The organism is Azospirillum sp. FG154, from assembly GCF_057809575.1.
On record NZ_JBMDKF010000002.1, the window covers coordinates 124,103 to 142,721 of the forward strand.

The window sequence follows — 18,619 nt, forward strand, 5'->3', positions numbered from 1 at the left end:
GCCCCGGAAACAGCCACGCTGACGGCGCCAGCAAAGGCATCTTGTGATTCCATCACCCTTCGCTGGCGAAGACGCTTTTGAGATCGACGGTCGGCTCCGGTCGCGCGTCGAGATCCAACTGGCGCTCCACCGCGTCGAGATGCTCCATCATCAGGGCGGCAGCCGTGTCGTTCTGCGGGTCGGCCAGCGCGTCGATCAGGCGGCGGTGATCCTCCGCCGAACAGGTGTGGGCGTTGCGCCGCTCGAAGGCGGCGATGGCCAAGCCGGAACGGTCGATCAGACTGGCGAGGATGCCGGTCAGCGTGCCGTTCCCGACGAACTCCGCCAGCAGCAAGTGAAACTGGCCGGACAGGCGGATCATCGCCTTGCGGTCGCCCGCCCGTTCCGCCGCCTCTTCCTGGGCGCGGTGCTCGTGCAAACGGGCCAGCGTCGCGGGCGGCAGCGGGCGCGGCAGGGCGGCCAGCTTGTCCATGATCGCCCGTTCGATGACCCGCCGGGCCTCGAACACCTCGCGGGCCTCGCGCTCCGTTGGTTTGGCGACGAAGGCGCCGCGATTGGGAATCAGCGTCACCACTTGCCGCTGGGCCAGCAGCAGCAGAACCTTGCGCACCCGCTCCCGGCTGACGCTGAACACCTGGGCGAGGCTTTCCTCCGCCAGCTTGGTGCCGGGGGGAAGGCGGCGGTCGGCGATGGCCTCGCCGATGCTGCGGACGATTCGGGCCTCCGCCCCGCCGCGTCCACGGGGCGAGCGGCGGGGGGCGGCGGTGGTCAAGGCGATCTTCATGGCCCGTTTTGGGTGGTGGCGTTTCTGTCCGTCGCAATTGTGCACAAAACTGCCGCGCAAGGAAAGCCTGACGCGCGCCGGGGCGCGATTGGCGGCGATTGGTCGCGCAGCGGGCAATTCTGCGTAAAATTCAGGCAACCCGCGCTGAAATCAATCACCACCCGGTTTCCGCGCGCTGACGGAATGGCGGCGTTCCGCCAACCAGCCCGCTGGCACGCAGTGTGCACAATCGTCCTTGTGCTGAATTGGCATCAAGATTGTGCACAAAATAGGATCGGCCGGCATGACCACAGGATCGGGCGCGGGAACGACCGCTGGATCGACTGTCGAACTGGTGAAGCTGACAAAGGCCTATGGCGCCACGGTCGCCGTGGACGCCATCGACCTGCGCGTCGCCGCCGGGGCGTATTGCTGTCTGCTGGGGCCGAGCGGCTGCGGCAAGACCTCCACCTTGCGGATGATCGCCGGGCATGAGGATGTGAGCGACGGCGATTTGCTGATCGGCGACCAGGTGGTGAACGGCGAGCCGCCCGCCCGGCGCGGCACGGCGATGATGTTCCAAAGCTACGCCCTGTTCCCGCATCTGGACTGCACCGACAACGTCGCTTTCAGCCTGAAGATGAAGGGCGTCGCGGTGGAGGAGCGCCGCCGCCGGGCGCGCGAGATGCTGGATCTGGTCGACATGGGCAAATACGCCGCCCGGCTGCCCGCCCAACTGTCCGGCGGGCAGCAACAGCGCGTGGCGCTGGCCCGCGCGCTCATCACCCGCCCCGGCGTGCTGCTGCTGGACGAACCGCTGTCGGCGCTCGATCCCTTCCTGCGCGACAAGATGCGGGAGGAGTTGAAGCGCCTGCACCGCGAGCTGGGCATCACCTTCATCCACGTCACCCACAGCCAGACGGAGGCGATGGCGCTGGCCGATCTGGTGGTGGTGATGAGCCAGGGCCGCATCGAACAGGCCGGGCCGCCGCGCGAGCTGTTCAACCGCCCGCGCACCGCCTTCGTCGCCCGCTTCATCGGCGGCCACAACGTGATCCAAAGCGCCGACGGTCTGTGCGCCGTGCGGGCCGACCGCGTGCAATTGGGCGGCGGCGACCTGCGGACCGACGGGACCGTGCGCGCGCTGGAGTATCACGGCGCCTCGGTCCACCTCAGCCTGGACGTGGCGGGGACCGAGGATTTCGCCGTCATCCTGGACGAAACCCGTTTTTACGACGCGCCGCTGTCCATCGGCGCGTCGGTTCAGATCGGCTGGAACCGGGCCGACGCCCATCCGCTGGCGTCCTGACCCGCCGATCCCGTTTTTCAAGCTCCCCCATCGACCCGACACGACCACACTGGAGGCTCAGCATGTCCGACACGCGTTCCGGTTCCCCCGCCACCACCGGCGTCAGCCGCCGCACACTGCTCAAGGGAACCGCCGCCGCCGCTGGCGTGGCGGTCGGATCCGGGGCGATCACCGGCTTTCCGACCATCTGGGCGCAGAACATCAAGAACATCACCCTGCGCCAGATCGGCACCGGCGTGTCCAACCTGAACGCCGTCGCCGACAAGGTGAAGGCGGATTTGGGCTTCACCCTGCAAATGACGGCGCTGGATTCCGACGCCGTGACCCAGCGCGCGGCGACTCAGCCCAAATCCTACGACATCGCCGACATTGAATATTGGATCGCCAAGAAGATCTTCCCGGCGGGCGTCATCCAGCCGATGGACGTCGGCAAGCTGAAGAATTTTGACAAGATCGTGCCGATCTTCGTCAACGGCAAGCTGACGCCGTCCAGCGCCATCGCGCAGGGCACCGCCCCGCACACGGTCGGTTTCGTCGAAGGCAAGGATTCCACGAAATTCGCCAAGTCGCCCACCCAGTGGATGACGCTGATTCCGACCATCTACAACGCCGACACGCTGGGCATCCGCCCCGATCTGGTCGGCCGCCCGATTTCAAGCTGGAAGGATCTGCTGGATCCCGCCTTCAAGGGCAAGGCGTCGCTGTTGAACATCCCGTCCATCGGCATCATGGACGCCGCCATGGTCTGCGAAGCCATGGGCGCCGTGACCTATGGCGACAAGGGCAACATGACCAAGGAGGAGATCGACAAGACCCTGGCGATCATGACCGAAGCCAAGAAGGCGGGCCAGTTCCGCGCCTTCTGGAAGAGCTTCGACGAGAGCGTCAATCTGATGTCGTCGGGCGAGGTCATCATCCAATCCATGTGGTCGCCCGCCGTCGCCGCCGTGCGCGCCAAGGGCATTCCCTGCGTCTATCAACCGCTGAAGGAAGGCTACCGCGCCTGGGGCGGCGGACTGGGGCTGGCCAAGCATCTGACCGGGCTGGAGTTGGACGCCGCCTATGAATACATCAACTGGTATTTGTCGGGCTGGGTCGGCGCCTATCTGAACCGCCAGGGCTATTACTCCGCCGTGCTCGACACCGCCAAAGAACACATGTCGGCGGACGAATGGGCCTTCTGGATGGAAGGCAAGCCCGCCAAGACCGACATCCTCAACCCCGAAGGCAAGGTGATGGAAAAAGCGGGCGCGGTGCGCGACGGCGGATCCTTTGAAGAGCGGATGGGCCGCGTCGCCTGCTGGAACGCCGTGATGGACGAGGATCGTTACATGGTCCGCAAGTGGAATGAGTTCATCGCCGCCTGATCCGCCGCCAAACCGCGACGAACGCCCGCCCTCGTTCGGGCGGCGCGTTCGTCGCGGCCCACAGGGAGTGTTCCCCATGACCGTGACCGCCGCCCAAGCCACGCCGGGCCACGTCCCATCAGGCCAGACACAGCCGGGCGGCGGCGCGGTTCACGCCCGCCGCTGGCGCCGCGTCGCGCCCTATCTGCAAGCGGCCCCGCTGGCGGTGACGCTGATCCTGTTCCTGCTGATCCCGATCCTGACCATCCTGGTTGTGAGCTTTTGGGATTACGACAGCGTGCGCGTGATCCCCGATTTCGTGCTGACCAATTACGCCGAGCTGCTGACCTCGCCCGTCACCTGGAAAACCTATCTGAACACGGTGAAGTTCGCCGCGCTCACCTGGGCCATCACGTTGGCGATCGGCTTCGCCGTGGCCTATTTCCTGGCCTTCCACATCCGGTCCGCCAGTTGGCAGATGGTGCTGTTCCTGGTCTGCACGATTCCGTTCTGGACCTCCAACATCATCCGCATGATCTCCTGGATACCGTTTCTGGGACGGAATGGTCTTTTGAACTCAACGCTCATCGCCGCCGGGGTGATCGACCAGCCGTTGGAATTCCTGCTGTTTTCCGATTTCTCGGTGGTGCTGGCCTATGTCCATCTGAACGCGCTGTTCATGGTGGTGCCGATCTTCAATTCGATGATGCGGATCGACCGGGCGTTGGTGGAAGCGGCGCGCGACGCCGGGGCGGCGGGTTGGCAAGTGGTGTGGAACGTCATCCTGCCGCTGTCCAAGCCGGGCATCGCCATCGGCTCCATCTTCGTCGTCACGCTGGTGATGGGCGATTTCATCACCGTGCGGCTGATGAGCGGCGGGCAAAGCGCCTCCATCGGTCTGATGATCGCCAACGAAATCTCCCTGCTGCAATACCCGGCGGCGGCGGCCAACGCGGTCATTCTGCTGGCCGTGGTCCTGCTGATGGTCGCGGCGATGCTGCGCGTCGTCGACATCCGAAAGGAGCTGTGAGCCATGTCCGACGCCAAACGGGGCCTGTCCTTTTACCTGCTGGCCGGTTTCTTCGGCCTGTTCGTCCTGTTCCTGTACGGCCCGACCATCACCATCATGGTTCTGTCCTTCCAGGGGCCGGAGGGCGGCTTGACCTTTCCGATGAACGGAGTCTCCACCCACTGGTTCCGCAATCTGTTCGAGCAGCAGGCGGTTGGCGATTTCGGCGGCTCCTTCCGCCGCTCCATCGCCTTGGCGCTGGTGGCGATGGTGGCGACCGTGCTGTTTTCGTTGCTGGCGGGCTTCGCCTTCCGGCGGCGCTTTCGCGGAAGCGACGCGCTGTTCTATCTGGCGGTGGCCAGCCTGATCGTGCCGTCCATCCTGGTCAGCCTGGGCATCGGCCTTCTGTTCAACATCCTGGGTCTGGAGCCGACCTGGTACGGTTCGGCCCTGGGCGCGCATCTGACCTGGACGCTGCCCTTCGGCCTGCTGATCGTCTTCGCCATCTTCAACCGCTTCAACCCGGCCTATGAGGAGGCGGCGCGCGATCTGGGGGCCAGCCCGTGGCAGACGGTGCGCCACGTCGTGTTGCCGATCCTGCTGCCCAGCCTGATCGGTGTGGGGATGTCCGGCTTCACCCTGTCCTACGACGAGTTCGCCCGCACGCTGATGACCGCCGGGTCCTTCAACACGCTGCCGCTGGAGATTTACGGCATGACCACCAACGTCACGACGCCGGTGCTTTACGCGCTGGGATCGCTGACCACCCTGTTCTCCTTCACCATGATCGGGCTGTGCCTGCTGGCGGTGGTCGGGCTGCGCCGCCGCCGCTTGCGCCAAAGCCTGAGGGCCGCGTGATGGAGATCCTGGTCGTCAACCCCAACACCACCGCGTCGATGACCGCGCGCATCGGGGCCGCCGCCCGCGCCGCCGCCGCGCCGACCACCCGAATCCTTGCCGTCAACCCAACGATGGGTCCGGCCAGCATCGAGGGCTATTACGACGAGGCGCTGGCCGTTCCCGGCCTGCTGGAGGAGATCGCCCGGCGCGAGCGCGAGGCCGCGCGCGCCGGAACGCCGCTGGCCGGAACGGTGATCGCCTGTTTCGACGATGTCGGGCTGGACGCCGCCCGCTGCGTGGCGAGCGGGCCGGTGGTCGGCATCTGCGAAGCGGCGATGCAGACGGCCAGCCTGCTCGGCGGCTCCTTCGGCGTGGTGACGACGCTGCGACGCTCGGTTCCGGCGCTGGAGCGGTTGGCCCAGCGCTACGGCATGGCCGGGCGCTGCCGGATCCGCGCCGCCGAGGTGCCGGTTCTGGCGTTGGAAGACCCCGCCTCCGGCGCGTTGGACCGTTTGCGGGCGGAAATCACCCGTTCGCTGGACGAAGACGGGGCGGAGAGCATCGTTCTGGGTTGCGCCGGAATGGCCGATCTGGCCCGCGCGCTGGGGGACGAGTTCGGCGTGCCGGTGGTGGACGGCGTGTCCGCCGCCGTGAAGCTGGTGGAAGGGCTGGCGGCGCTGGGCCTGCGCACCAGCAAGCGCGGCGGCTACGCCCACCCCTTGCCCAAAGCCTACGCCGGGATGCTGGCGGGTTTCGCGCCTGTTTAGAGGGGAACAACCTCAACCACGCCGGGATTCGCGCCCCCCGATCTTGCGGTTTCGGAATCTTGAAACGGTTTGCGGTGATTGCGGCGATGGCGCTGGACACGCTGCGCCTGTCGGGTTTTGCTGTGTCCGATCCTGCCGACGAGACGATCATCGAACGCAGGGCCGTCGCCAACCGACGCCGCCGCCAACCGATCCGAGAGCGAAGGGGACCTCAACCATGGCCACGTTGAACAGACGCCAGCTTTTGGCCGCCGGGGCCGCGTTGGGCGTCGCCGGAACCGGCTTTTCCCTGCCGGTCCTCGCCCAATCGGGCCGCAAGAGCGTCACGTTGGCCCTGCCGCGCGACGTCCAGCCGCCGTTCGACCCGCTCAACCGCCTGAGCTTCCCGGAAGGCAATCTTTTGCGTGTGGCGCTTCAGGGCTTGATCGCTTTCAAACCCGGCAGCTTTGAGTGGGAGCTGTCCGCCGCCAAGCGGATCGAGCAGGTCTCCGACACCGTCATCGCGTTTGAACTGAAGCCCGGCCTGCAATTCCATGGCGGCTTTGGCGCGTTGACCGCCGACGACGTGAAATTCTCCTTCGAGCGGGCGATCAAGCCCGGCCCCGACGGCAAACCCGTGCTGTACAGCGCGGATTTCGCCGCCCTGGAGGAGGTTGAGGTCACGGGGACGCACAGCGGCCGCATCCGGCTGAAAACCCCGGCCCCGGCGCTGTGGCAGGTGGCGTTGGCCGACATTTCCGGCCTCATCATCTCGCGCAAGGCCTATGAGGCGGGGGCGTACCGCGCCGACCAGCCGACCAAGGTGATCGGCACGGGCCCCTATCTGTTGGCGGAATGGCGTCCGAACGAGCGCGTCGTCCTACAGGCCAACCCGGAGTTTCAAGGGCCAAAACCCGGATTCGAGGAAATCATTCTGCGCCCGGTGCGCGACTCCAAGACGGCGGAGCTGGCCTTTCGCGCCGACGAGCTGCAATTCACCGCCATCGAACCGGCCAACGCCGCCGACATCGCCAAAATCCCCGGCGCCAAGATCCTCAAGCAGGATTCGATCAATTTCGTCTGGATCGGGATCAACGTCGAAAAACCGCCCTTCAACGATCCCCGCGTGCGCCGGGCGATCCGCTTGGCCATCGACGTCGATCAGGTGATCGAGGGCGCTTACAACGGCGCGGTCGGGCGGGCGTACGCCCCGGTCGCGCCGGGGCTGCTGGGCAACTGGAAGGACGCGCCGCGCCACAAACGCGATGTCGCCGCCGCGAAAAAACTGCTGGCCGAGGCTGGGGTTCCGGCCCTGCGCGCCAAACTGACGCTGCTGAACAAACCCGCCTATCAGAACGCCGGGATCATCGTTCAGGCGCAGTTGGCCGAGGCTGGGATCACCCTGGATCTCGACGTGCAGGAGGGCGGCAGCTTCTGGTCGGCGGGCAACGGCGAGGCGGGCAAAAATCTGGAATTGTCGTTGCAGCGCTTCGGCGGCAAAGCCGATCCGTCTTTCCAACTGCAATGGTTCACCGCCTCGCAAATCGGAAGCTGGAACTGGCAGCGCTGGAACAGCCCGGAGTATGACGCGCTGTTCGCCAAGGCGGGGGGCGTCACCGACCCCGCCGAACGCGCCCGGCTCTACATCGAGGCGCAAAAGCTGATCGACGAGTCCGCCGCCTTCATCTGGCTGACCCACGAGGTCAACGTCTACGCGCTGAAGGATTGGTTGAGTCCGGGCATCCTGCCCAACGGCGACGACCAGCTTTACAATCGGTTCAGCCCGGCGTGAGGCTTCTTCGTCGGATCGGCGACCGCCTCGCCACCACCGCGCTGGTGTTGGTCGGGGCGGTCGCCCTGGTGTTCGCCCTGACCCTGGTCATCCCCGGCAACCCGGCGCAGACGCTGCTTGGCCCGCGCGCCACGCCGGAGGCGGTCCAGGCCTTTTCCCAAGCGATGGGGCTGGACCGCCCGGTGGCCGAGCGTTTCGCCCTGTTCCTGTGGAACCTGTTGCGCGGCGATCTTGGCAATGACGTCGTGTCCGGTCGCCCCATCGTCGCCATGGTGGCGGAGGTTCTGCCCTACACCGTCAGCCTGACCCTGTCGGCCATCGGCCTCGCCATTCTGTTTGGCGTGCCGCTGGGCTGCTACGCGGCGACCCATCCGGGCGGAGCCATCGACCGGGCGGCGGCGGTGGTCAGCATTGGTTTCATCGCCATCCCGAATTTCGTGGCAGCGATCCTGCTGCTGATGGTCTTTTCGGTCTGGCTCGACTGGTTTCCCGTGTTGGGCGTCAGCCGAAGCGGGACGCTGGGCGATCAGTTGGCCCGGCTGGCGCTGCCCGCCTTGTCGTTGGCTTTGGGGTGGATCGGCTACATCGCCCGGCTGCTGCGCGCCTCCCTGCTCGACGTGTTGGGGGAGGCGCACATCCGCACCCTGCGTGCCTATGGCGTGGCGGAACGGGTGATCGTCTACAAATACGCCCTGAAACCGGCGGCGATTCCGACCGTGGCGGTTCTGGGGCTGGGCGTCGGGCGGCTGCTGGGCGGGGCGATTTTCGCCGAAATCGTGTTCGCCCGGCCCGGAATCGGCACGCTGGTGTTTGACGCCATCGCGTCGCGCAATTACCCGGTGGTGCAGGCCTGCGTGCTGGTGGTGGTCGGCCTGTTCACCCTGACCAATCTTCTGGTCGATCTCAGCTACGCTTGGCTTGATCCGCGCATCGCCAAGGCGGAGGAGCGCTGATGCGCGCGGTGTTGGGGCGGGTGTGGCGTCAGCCCGCCGGGCGATTCGGGCTGTTGCTGGTCGTGGCGGTGCTGCTGCTCGGCCTCATCGGCCCGCCGTTGGCCCCTTATGATCCGAACAAACTCAACATTGTGGCCCGCTTCGGCGCGCCGTCGGCGGCGCATTGGCTGGGCACCGACCATCTCGGGCGCGACCTGTTCAGCCGGATGGCCGATGGCGGACGGGTGGCGCTGCTGGTGGCGCTGTCCACCATCGCCATCGCGCTGGTGGTTGGAACGCTGCTGGGCATCGCGGCGGCCTACGCCTCACCCTGGGGGGAGCGGGCGATTCTGGTCGTCTTCGACATTGTCAGCGCCTTTCCCACGTTGGTTTTCGCTCTGGCGGTGGTGGCGCTGCTGGGGCCGGGGTTGGACAAGGTCATCCTGATCGTCGCCATCACGCTGATCCCACATTTTGGCCGGGTGGCGCGGGCGCAAACGCTGAGCCTGCGCAACAGCCCGTTTCTGGAGGCCGAGCGCGTGTTGGGGGCGCAACCTTGGCGGATTACCCTGCATCATCTGGCGCCGAACATCCTCGGTCCGCTGGTGGTGCTGGCCAGCATGGACATTCCCGTGGTCATCACCATTGAGGCGGGCTTGAGTTTCCTGGGCGTCGGCGTGCCGCCGCCGCGCGCCAGTTGGGGGACGCTGCTGCACGATGGTTACACGACCCTGTCGCAATCGCCCTGGCCGGTGATCGTCGCGGCGGGGATGCTGACGCTGGCGACATTGGGCTTCACCCTGTTCGGCGAAGCGCTGCGCGACGCCATCGACCCCAAGCTGAGGCTGGAGCCATGACCCTGCCGACGCAGGACGCCGACCCGCTGATCGCCATCCGCGACCTGTCGGTGTCCTTCGCGACCAGCGTCGGCCACGCCGAGGCGCTGCGCAACGTCACGCTTGATCTTGGGCGCGGGCGCATCGTTGGGCTGGTCGGGGAATCGGGATCGGGCAAATCGACTCTGGCCTCGGCGATCACGCGCTTGCTGCCCGCCAATCGGTCCCGGCTGGAGGGCGCTGTCCTGTATGAGGGCCGCAATTTGCTGGCCGAGCCGGAGGCCGCCGTCGCCGCGCTGCGCGGCTCCCGCTTCGCCATGATCTTTCAGGATCCGATGGGGGCGCTGAATCCGGTGTTCCGCGTCGGAACCCAACTGGTCGATCTGCAACGGGCCAAAGCGCCCAAAGCGTCGCGGCGCGACCGGATGGCGCGGGCGGCGGCGATGCTGGCGCGGGCAGGCATTCCCGACGCGGCGCGGCGGATCCGCGACTACCCGCACCAGTTCAGCGGCGGCATGCGGCAACGGATCATGATCGCCGCCGCCCTGCTGTGCGAACCCGATCTGCTGATCGCCGACGAACCGACCACCGCGCTCGATCCGACCATCGAGGGGCAAATTGTCGCCCTGATCGACGAACTTCGCCACGGCTTCCAGGGAACCATCCTGTTGATTTCCCACAGTCTGGGGCTGGTGTCGCGCCTGTGCGACGATGTGGCGGTGCTCTACGCTGGTTCCCTGGTGGAGCGCGGCCCCGCCGCCGCCGTGCTGGGCAGCCCGCGCCACCCCTACACCCGGGCGCTGCTGGCCTGCGAGATCGGCGCGAACGTCGCCCGCCGCGCCACCCTGGCGACGATTCCCGGCGACGCGCCGGATCCGACGCGGCTGCCGCCGGGGTGCGTCTTCGCCCCGCGCTGTTCCCAAGCGGTGGAGTCCTGCCGCGCCGCCGTGCCGGAGTTGCGCCCGGTGGACGGGGATGGCGGCCACGCCGCCGCCTGCCTGCTGGTGTGAGGATGCCGCCGTGACCCAACCCTTGCTGTCTGTGGACCGCCTGTCGCTGCGTTATGGCCCCGTTCCGGCGGTGCGGTCGGCGTCCTTCGATCTGGCGCCCGGCGAGACGCTGGGCGTCGTCGGTGAAAGCGGGTCGGGCAAGACCTCGCTGATTCGCGCCGCGTTGGGGCTGATTCCGCCCACGGCGGGAGGCGTGCGCTTCGACGGGGCCGACGTCACGGCTTTGCGCGGACGCGACCTCAAGGCGTTCCGCCGCGCCGCCCAGATGATTTTCCAGGATCCCGCCGCCGCTCTGTCGCCACGCATGAAAATCCGCGATCTCTTGGCCGAGCCGCTGCGCATCCATGGCCTGCCGGTGGCCGAGGCGTGGCCCGGCGTGCTTGACCTGCTGCGGCGAGTCGGCCTGCCGGACGGCGTGCTCGACAAGCATCCGCATCAGGTCAGCGGCGGGCAGGCCCGTCGGGTGGGCATCGCCCGCGCCCTGGTTCTGCGGCCCCGCTTGCTGGTGGCCGACGAGCCGACCGCCGGGCTGGATCTGTCCGTGCAGGGCGACATCGTCAATCTGCTGGTGGATCTCCAGCGCGGCTTTGGCCTGACCTGTCTGGTGGTGTCGCACAATCTGGACGTGGTCCGGGCGATGGCCGACCGCGTGCTGGTGCTCTATCTTGGACGGGTGGTGGAGATCGGAGCCGCCGACCGCGTGCTGGGCGCGCCCGCCCACCCCTACACGCGGGCGCTGTTGGCCGCCGTTCCGCGTTTCGACCCGGTGAACCGCCCGTCGCGCGTCCCGCCTTTGCGCGGCGAGGTTCCCAGCCCGCGCACCCCGCCAAGCGGCTGCGTCTTCCACCCCCGTTGTCCGCTGGCCACCGACCTTTGCGGCGCCGTCGAGCCAGTGGAGCAGATTCTGGCCGACGGACGTCGCGTCGCTTGTCACACGCCGCTTCTCACCCCTTGAGTAGATTTCCCACAAACGCAGGGCCGGGCGTTCAGGCCGGTTGGATCGCCTGCGGGAAATTGAACAGCATGGTGGGATCGGCGGCCTTTTTCACCTGGGACAGCCGATCAAGATTTTCGCCGTAATAAGCCTTGCGCCAGTCGGCCAGCGACGGGTCGGGGAAATTCTGGAACGCGCCAGCCGCCTTGGTCCGCCGGTTGACGTCCTCGTAGAAGCGTTGCTGCCAATCCAGATTGGCCTCGACCAGCGGCAGCGGGTCGGTGGGCCGCCACCAATTGGCTTCCACGCTGAACAGCCAATCGAAGCCGCGATGGACATAGGCGGTCTCGGTCGGTCCCATCCGGTTGATCGCGCCGCCAACCTGGAAGAATTTGAAGGCCGAGGGCATCGACGTTCCGGGCATCTTCGCCGCCCAATCGAACATGGCGGCGATGGCCTCCTCGCTGATGTCCGCCGCCTTCATGTAGCTGGATTTTTCCTGATAGAAATAGGGGTAGGTGGTTTCGGTCAGGAAATCCTGGCCCGCCCAATAGGCGACGTCCTCCTTCACCGTTCGGGTGTCGGCCAGTTCCCAGGTCGATTTGAAAATCTCCTTCAGCGTCGTTTTCGACGGGTGGAGCTGGCCCAGGATCGACAGGGTCGTCCCCACCTTGTCGCAACGCTCCGACAGGCTGGGGATGGTGACGCTGATCTTGCTGCCGAAATCGTCCGGCGCGCTGGCCAGCTCGGTCAACAGCAGGCGCAGCACGCGCGGCAAATCCTTGGTCCAGGTGAGGTTGAACACCGTCACCGTGCTGACCGGCTGGGTTTGCAGGGTGAAGGCGGTGTTGACGCCGAAATTGCCGCCGCCGCCGCCCCGGCAGGCCCAGAACAGGCTGGAATCCTGATCGGCGGCGGCGTTGACCAGACTGCCGTCCGCCATCACCAGATCGGTGGCGCGCAGCAGGTCGGACCCCACGCCCCATTTGCGCATGTTGAAGCCGATGCCGCCGCCCAACAGGAAGCCCGCCGCGCCGACGGAATCGCACCGCCCGTGGGTGATGGTCCGCCCCAACCGTTCAAGCTGCTTGTAAACCAGCGAGTTGATCGTGCCGCCCAGAACTCGGACCAGCCCGTCGGACCCCGGAACCAACGCCGCCCCCGCCATCTTCGACATGTCGATCAACAGGCCGGGGGTGGTGGAATAACCCGCGTAATTGTGTCCGCCCGACCGCACGGCGAAGGGCATGCCCTGTTGCTTGACCCAGGTGAGGCAGGCCTGGACGTCCTGCGCCGTCACGCAGCGCGCGACGCCCGCCGGAAGGGTGGCGACGTAGCGCAGATTGTTGGGGCGGCAGACGTCGCCGAAGAACGGATCGTCAGGGCGCAGCACGCCGCCGCTGACCTTTCGCGCCAAATCGGTCCAGGCCGAGGGCGGCGGGCAGAGGGCTTTGAGCGACTCGTCGGCCAGCGCGACCGAGGGCAAGAAGCGCGCCGCCTCCGCCGCTGCCGCGAAGCGACCAAGACCAACGAGAAATGTGCGGCGTGATGACGGCATGATGGGCGGCATGGCGGGTTCCGCTGTTGGTTGGAGATGTTATTATCCCTGATAATAATTATTTTTAAGTGTATCGGCGGAAACGCCCGCCGGTTGGCGCGCGTCGCCGAAGATCCTGACGCGGGCGCAGCAAAGCCATGGCGAAACTTCAAGCGGTTGGGCATACTCCCGCCGGTTTTCGCAAAGGTCTGCGCCGCCGCCAGGGCTTTCCGCCTTTGCCGCGCGGGCGGACTCATCTGGGAATTGGGGCCTGTCTCGTATGCTGCGTGCGCTCGCGCGTGTCTCCGCCGTCCTTCTCGCGTCGTCCCTTCCCGTTCTTGCCGCCGATCCTCCGGCGGAGCCGGTTCCCTTCGGCGTCGCCGGGGTGGAGGTGGCGGCGGAACGCGACGTTCCCCAAGCCTGTTTCGCCTTCACGGACCGTCTGGAACGATCCCGTGTGGTGAATTTCCGCGATTTTGTGGATGTTCAGCCCGCTGTGGAGGGCGTCGCCGTGGCGCGCGACCGCAGCTTGTGCGTCGAGGGGCTGCAACACGGCCAGAAATACAAGATCACCCTGCGCGAAGGACTGCCCGGCGTGGACGGCAAGCGTTTGCCCGCCCCCGACAGCCGCGAGGTGGAGGTTCCCAACCGCAAGCCGTCCCTGGCCTTTCGAGGCGCGGGCTACATTCTGCCACGAGTCGGCGGCGATGGTCTGCCCTTGCGCTCGATCAATTTGGACCGGGCGAAGCTCCAGGTTCTGCGCATCGCCGACCGCAGTCTGGTTGAGAAAATCTATTTTGGGCGCATCGCCCAGCAAATGACCGATTTCGACATCGGCGAGATCATCGACCGCGCTGGACAAGAGGTTTGGCGCGGCGACATGAGCATCGGCAACGTCCCCAACAAGGCCGTCACCACCGCCTTTCCCATCGAAGGGGTGTTGGGCAAGCTGGAGCCGGGCGTCTATGTGGCCGTCGCGGGCGCGGACGAGATCAAGCCCGGTGGTTGGGAGCAAAAGGCGACCCAATGGTTCGTCGTCTCCGACCTTGGGTTGAACACGATTCTGGGCGAGGATTCGTTGGTCGTCTTCGCCCGTTCGGCGCAGACGGCGGCGCCCGCCGCCGGGGTCGAACTGCGTCTGGTCGCCCGCAACGGCGCCGAACTGGGCAAGGCGCTGACCGGCGACGACGGATTGGGCCGCTTTGACCTCGCCGCCTTGCGGGCGGCCTCGACCGAACCGATTCAGGCCGTGTTCGCGGTGCGTGGTGCTGGTGATTTCGGCGTGCTCGACCTGACCGGCGGCGGCGCGGCGGCGGAGCAGGCTGGGCAACCGGCGCCGACGGCGGCGCGTCAGACTCCGGTCGTGGCCTCGCCCCCGGCCCCAACGTCGACCGGGGTGGACGCTTTTCTTTACACCGAGCGCGGCATCTATCGGCCCGGCGAGTCGGTTCAACTCACCGGGCTGTTGCGCGACGCCGATCTCAATCCATTGCCCGGCGGCAAGCCGCTGGTCTTGCGGATTTTGCGCCCCGATGGGTTTGAGGTGGAGCGTCGAACGCTGACGGACGCCGGGGCGGGAGCCTATTCCACCCGCGTCGATCTGCCGATGAACGCCTATCCGGGCGGTTGGAGCCTGACGGCGCATGTCGACACGGATGGCGCGGCCCTTGGCCCGGTTTTGGGTCGGGCTGAGTTTCTGGTGGAGGATTTCGTGCCTCCCCGTATCGACGTCGCCCTGTCGGCCTCGACCAAGGAGATCGCCGTCGACGGCGCGGCGACCGTGACGGTGGACGGGCATTTCCTCTACGGCTCGCCCGCCGCTGGTTTGCCGGGCGAACTCGCCGTCACCCTGCGGGCCGCCGCAAACCCGTATCCCGACCTGCCGGGCTACCGCTTTGGTTTGGCCCAGGAAGAGGTGAAGCCGAAGCGGATCGACCTGCCGGGCTTCACCACCGACAACGCCGGGACGGCCAAGCTGGCGGTTCGTCTGCCTCAGGCCCCGGAAAGCACGCGCCCCTTGGAAGCGGTGGTGCGGGCCACTCTGATCGACATTGGCGGGCGGCCGGTTGGCCGGGATCTGGTGTTGCCGGTGCGGCATCAGCCCTTCGCCATCGGCGTCAAGCCACGGTTCGAGGGCGAGGGCGTGCCGGAAGGCGCGACCGCCGGTTTCGACGTGGTCGCCGTTGGCCCGGACGGCAAGCCGCTGGAGAGCGCCGATCTCTCTTACGAGCTGTTCGAGGAGGACTACGATTACGCGTGGTTCGAGGCGAACGGGCATTGGGATTACAAGGTCACGGTGCGTGACCAGCGCGTGACCGGCGGGGCGTTGACCGTCACCGCCGCCGCCCCTGGCGCGGTTGAGGCGCCGGTGACGGCGGGACGTTATCGGCTGGAGGTGTTCGACGCGAAAAGCGGGGTGTCCACCAGCGTGCGCTTCGCCGCTGGTTGGTGGATGACCCCGACCGCTGGCGAGCGCCCGGATGAGGTTGACGTCACCGTCATGCAGCCTTCCTACAAGGGCGGCGACACGGCTTGGGTCTATGTCAAGCCGCCCTACCGCAGTCAGGTGCTGGTCGCGGTCGCGGATCGCGCGGTGACGCACGCGGTCAGCCGGGCCATCGGGCCGGAGGGGGCGTTCCTGGAAATTCCGGTCGGCGCAAACTGGACCAACGGCGCCTATGTGCTGGCCACCGCCTTTTCCATTCCCGATCCGCAGACCAAGGGGCCGCCGCGCCGCGCGGTCGGCCTGTCCTGGCTGGCCGTCGATCCGGCGGCCCGGTCCTTGGGCGTTCGTGTCAGCGCGCCGCTGGAAAGCGAACCTCGGCGTTCCTTGACCGCCGAGGTGACGGTCGATGGCGCGCCGGAAGGCCAACCGGCCTTTGTGACCTTGGCGGCGGTTGACGAGTCGGTGTTGCAACTGACCGGGCAGGCGACGCCCGACCCGGTCGATCATTATCTTGGCAAACGGCGGCTTGGCGTCGAGTTGCGCGATTCCTACGGTCGGTTGATCGACCCGGCCGGGTTGGACGCGACGCGTCCACGCGGGGCGACGCCGCCGCGCGTGCGCCAAGTCTCCGGTCTGGTGCCGCCGAAGTCAGAACGGGTGGTTTCGCTCTTCTCCGGCGTGTTGCCGGTTGGGGCGGACGGCAAGCTGTCGGTTCCCTTCGACCTGCCCGACTTCCAGGGGCGTTTGCGGTTGATGGCGGTGGCGTGGAGCGGCGGCAGGCTTGGCCATGCCGACACGCATGTGTTGGTCCGCGATCCGGTGGTGGCGGATCTGGCGCTGCCGCGTTTTCTGACGCCGGGCGACATGGCCCAGGCTCTGCTGACGCTTGACAATTTGAACGGCCCGTCGGGCGAGTATCTGGCGACGTTGAAGACGGAAGGATCGGTGTCCTTTGTCACCCCTGACGCTGGTCCGTTGACCATCGCCAATCTGGGGCGCGGCAAGCGGGCGACCGCTGGCCGGGTGTTGACCGCGTCGGGCGTCGGTTCCGGCGCGGTGACGTTGGACGTCACCGGCCCGAACGGGCTGCGCGTCACCCGTCGCTGGGACGTCACGGTGCGTCCGGCGTCTGGGGTGACGGCGCGGCGAAGCGTCGCCGCGCTGCCGACCGACAAGACGCTGACGGCGCCGAGCGACGTCGGGTTTGGCCTGCGCCCGGAAACGGTGGCGGTGGCGGCGGAGGTCGCGCCTTTGCCGGACATTGACGTTGCGGGCCTGCTGTTTGCGTTGGACCGCGCGGGCGTTGGCGGGGCGGAGCAAACCGCCAGCCGCATCTTGCCGCTGTTGTCGATGAGCGACGTCGCCGCCGGATTGGGCGTGGCGTCGGAAGATCGCCTCAAAGCGCGGCTTCAGCGCGGCGTGGACCGGCTGTTGACCTTCCAACGCCCGGACGGCGCGTTTTCCGCCTGGTCGCCCAAGGGGGACGTCGATCCTTGGTTGACCGCCTACGCGGTGGACGTGCTGGGCCGGGCCAAGGCGGCGGGTTATCGCGTTCCCGAGCAACCTTATCGGAAGGGGTTGGACTGGCTGAAGCAGGCGATTGACAACGCTTGGGTTGAAACCGCCGACCTTCCGGGCCGCGCCTATGCCCTGTATGTGCTGGCGCGGGCCAAGATGACGGACGCGGGCGCGGTGCGCTATTTCCAGGAAACTTACTGGGATCGTTTGCAGACCGATTTCGGACGCGCCCAGATCGCCGCCGCCACCGCCCTGTTGGGCGACGCCCCTCGGGCGACGGAGGCCTTCGCCAAGCTGTCCGGCGCCCGGATGGTGTCGGCGTCGTTGCGCGATCATGGGTCATCCCTGCGCGACGAGGCCGGGGTGGTCGCGCTGATGGCGGAAAGCGGCGTGGTCGAGCGTGAGCGGCTGTTCCAGGCGGGCGAGCGTGTCGCCAAGACCTTCGCCGCCGTGCGCGCCACCAACCCGCAGGAGCAGGCGTGGTTGCTGCAAGCGGCCAAGGCGCTGATGGATCGCGCCGCTCCAATGAAGTTGATGGTCGGCGACCAGACGGTGGAGAACGCCAAGCCGCTCTTTCTGAGACTCGATGGTCCCTCTCCGCCGGTCGTCAAAAACCTGGGGGCGGAGGCGCGGCAGACCGTGACGGTCATCGGCGTTCCCGATCAACCCGCCCCGGCGGAAGAGCAGGGGATGACGCTGTCGCGGCGGGTGTATGACATGGCGGGCCGCCCGGTCGATCTGGCTGGCGCGCGCCACAACGACCTGTTGGTCGTGGTGCTGGAAGGGGAGGCGACCGATCCGTTGGAGCACGCGGTTCTGGTGTCCGACCCGCTGCCCGCTGGCTTTGAGATCGAGAATGTCCGGTTGGGGACCGGTGGCCCGACCAGCGCCCTGTCTTGGCTGGGCGATGTCTCGACCACCCGTCATCTGGAGTTCCGTGACGACCGCTTCGTCGCGGCGGTTGATCTGAGCAAGCAAAATCCCCGATTCCGTTTGGCCTATCTGGTCCGGGCCGTGACCGTTGGCGAGTTTGCGGCGCCCGGCGCCACGGTTGAGGATTTGCAGCGTCCGCATGTCTCCGCGCGCTTGGCGGGCAGCCGTCTGCGCGTTTTGGCGGAATAGGGGCGCCACCCTGTTCCGTTCACCCGACTCCGGGTGTTTTACAGATAGCCGTGGTCCCGCCGACCTTTGGGTCGGCGGGTCACGAACGCCAGAACACCGATGAACACCGCGAAAAACGCGGTCATGGCGACGTAAAACAGCAACGCCGCGCCCACCATCATGGTGCTGATGAGCACGGTGGCGAGAATCCAGACGCCCAACGATACGATCACGCGGGATGACATGGGTTGTCTCCGTTCCCCTGTCGCGACTCTGCCGTTCATGGGCTGCCCGTTTCCCTAAGAATTTGGGTTTTCAATCGGATTTCAGCCCCTGAACGGCGAAGCCTGCCACAGTGGGTGGTTGTGACCGCATGTGGCGTGCTGTCACTGCGCGGGCGCGCCGCACCCGTGTCGCCGCCCATACCTGTTTGGCAAGGGAGTGGTCCGTGTCCTCAACAAGATTGTTGACAGCGCGGGCGAGCGCCCTTACCTTTACGT

At 67.0% G+C, this 18,619-nt stretch carries 14 protein-coding genes; 11 read left to right on the plus strand and 3 right to left on the minus strand.

From position 1 onward, the window contains the following. Positions 1–52 precede the first annotated feature (52 nt). The gene (locus ACODS4_RS02830; RefSeq protein WP_488860510.1) at positions 53–784 is read right to left on the minus strand and encodes a GntR family transcriptional regulator; all 732 of its coding nucleotides are present in this window, start codon (positions 782–784) and stop codon (positions 53–55) included. A gap of 283 nt (positions 785–1,067) precedes the next feature. On the opposite strand from ACODS4_RS02830, the gene ACODS4_RS02835 reads away from it, so the two are divergent. From ACODS4_RS02835 to ACODS4_RS02880, 10 genes are all read left to right on the plus strand, one after another. Continuing rightward, the gene (locus ACODS4_RS02835; RefSeq protein ID WP_488860512.1) at positions 1,068–2,072 is read left to right on the plus strand and encodes an ABC transporter ATP-binding protein; all 1,005 of its coding nucleotides are present in this window, start codon (positions 1,068–1,070) and stop codon (positions 2,070–2,072) included. Positions 2,073–2,134: 62 nt separating this feature from the next. Continuing rightward, positions 2,135–3,439, plus strand: a complete 1,305-nt coding sequence (locus tag ACODS4_RS02840; protein ID WP_488860514.1) for an ABC transporter substrate-binding protein — start codon at positions 2,135–2,137, stop codon at positions 3,437–3,439. A gap of 76 nt (positions 3,440–3,515) precedes the next feature. Then, positions 3,516–4,448 carry an ABC transporter permease gene (locus tag ACODS4_RS02845; RefSeq protein WP_488860516.1) on the plus strand — a complete coding sequence of 311 codons (933 nt, stop codon included), beginning with the start codon at positions 3,516–3,518 and terminating at the stop codon, positions 4,446–4,448. A gap of 3 nt (positions 4,449–4,451) precedes the next feature. Next, complete coding sequence (locus tag ACODS4_RS02850; protein WP_488860518.1) at positions 4,452–5,285, plus strand: ABC transporter permease; 834 nt, start codon at positions 4,452–4,454, stop codon at positions 5,283–5,285. Beyond that, the gene (locus ACODS4_RS02855; RefSeq protein ID WP_488860520.1) at positions 5,285–6,034 is read left to right on the plus strand and encodes an aspartate/glutamate racemase family protein; all 750 of its coding nucleotides are present in this window, start codon (positions 5,285–5,287) and stop codon (positions 6,032–6,034) included. Before ACODS4_RS02850 ends, ACODS4_RS02855 begins: the two co-directional genes overlap by 1 nt. Positions 6,035–6,251: 217 nt before the next feature. Then, a complete protein-coding gene (locus ACODS4_RS02860) occupies positions 6,252–7,805 on the plus strand; it encodes an ABC transporter substrate-binding protein (RefSeq protein WP_488860522.1) in 1,554 nt (517 codons plus the stop codon). Then, positions 7,802–8,758, plus strand: a complete 957-nt coding sequence (locus ACODS4_RS02865; protein WP_488860524.1) for an ABC transporter permease — start codon at positions 7,802–7,804, stop codon at positions 8,756–8,758. Before ACODS4_RS02860 ends, ACODS4_RS02865 begins: the two co-directional genes overlap by 4 nt. Then, positions 8,758–9,594: an ABC transporter permease gene (locus ACODS4_RS02870; RefSeq protein WP_488860526.1), complete on the plus strand. Its 837-nt coding sequence runs from the start codon at positions 8,758–8,760 to the stop codon at positions 9,592–9,594. Before ACODS4_RS02865 ends, ACODS4_RS02870 begins: the two co-directional genes overlap by 1 nt. Next, positions 9,591–10,583: an ABC transporter ATP-binding protein gene (locus ACODS4_RS02875; protein WP_488860528.1), complete on the plus strand. Its 993-nt coding sequence runs from the start codon at positions 9,591–9,593 to the stop codon at positions 10,581–10,583. Before ACODS4_RS02870 ends, ACODS4_RS02875 begins: the two co-directional genes overlap by 4 nt. Positions 10,584–10,593: 10 nt before the next feature. Further along, on the plus strand, positions 10,594–11,538 hold the full coding sequence (locus tag ACODS4_RS02880; RefSeq protein WP_488860530.1) for an oligopeptide/dipeptide ABC transporter ATP-binding protein: 945 nt from the start codon (positions 10,594–10,596) through the stop codon (positions 11,536–11,538). 31 nt (positions 11,539–11,569) lie between these two features. On the opposite strand, the gene ACODS4_RS02885 is transcribed toward ACODS4_RS02880, so the two are convergent. Beyond that, positions 11,570–13,087 (minus strand): FAD-binding oxidoreductase, encoded by a 1,518-nt coding sequence (locus ACODS4_RS02885; protein WP_488860532.1) that lies wholly within the window; start codon positions 13,085–13,087, stop codon positions 11,570–11,572. 247 nt (positions 13,088–13,334) lie between these two features. Between ACODS4_RS02885 and ACODS4_RS02890 the strand changes: the two genes are divergently transcribed. Further along, positions 13,335–18,140 (plus strand): alpha-2-macroglobulin family protein, encoded by a 4,806-nt coding sequence (locus tag ACODS4_RS02890; protein ID WP_488860534.1) that lies wholly within the window; start codon positions 13,335–13,337, stop codon positions 18,138–18,140. A 38-nt stretch (positions 18,141–18,178) separates the two neighbouring features. On the opposite strand, the gene ACODS4_RS02895 is transcribed toward ACODS4_RS02890, so the two are convergent. Then, entirely contained in the window at positions 18,179–18,364 is a 186-nt protein-coding gene (locus tag ACODS4_RS02895; RefSeq protein WP_488860536.1) for a hypothetical protein, read from the minus strand. Positions 18,365–18,619 lie beyond the last annotated feature (255 nt).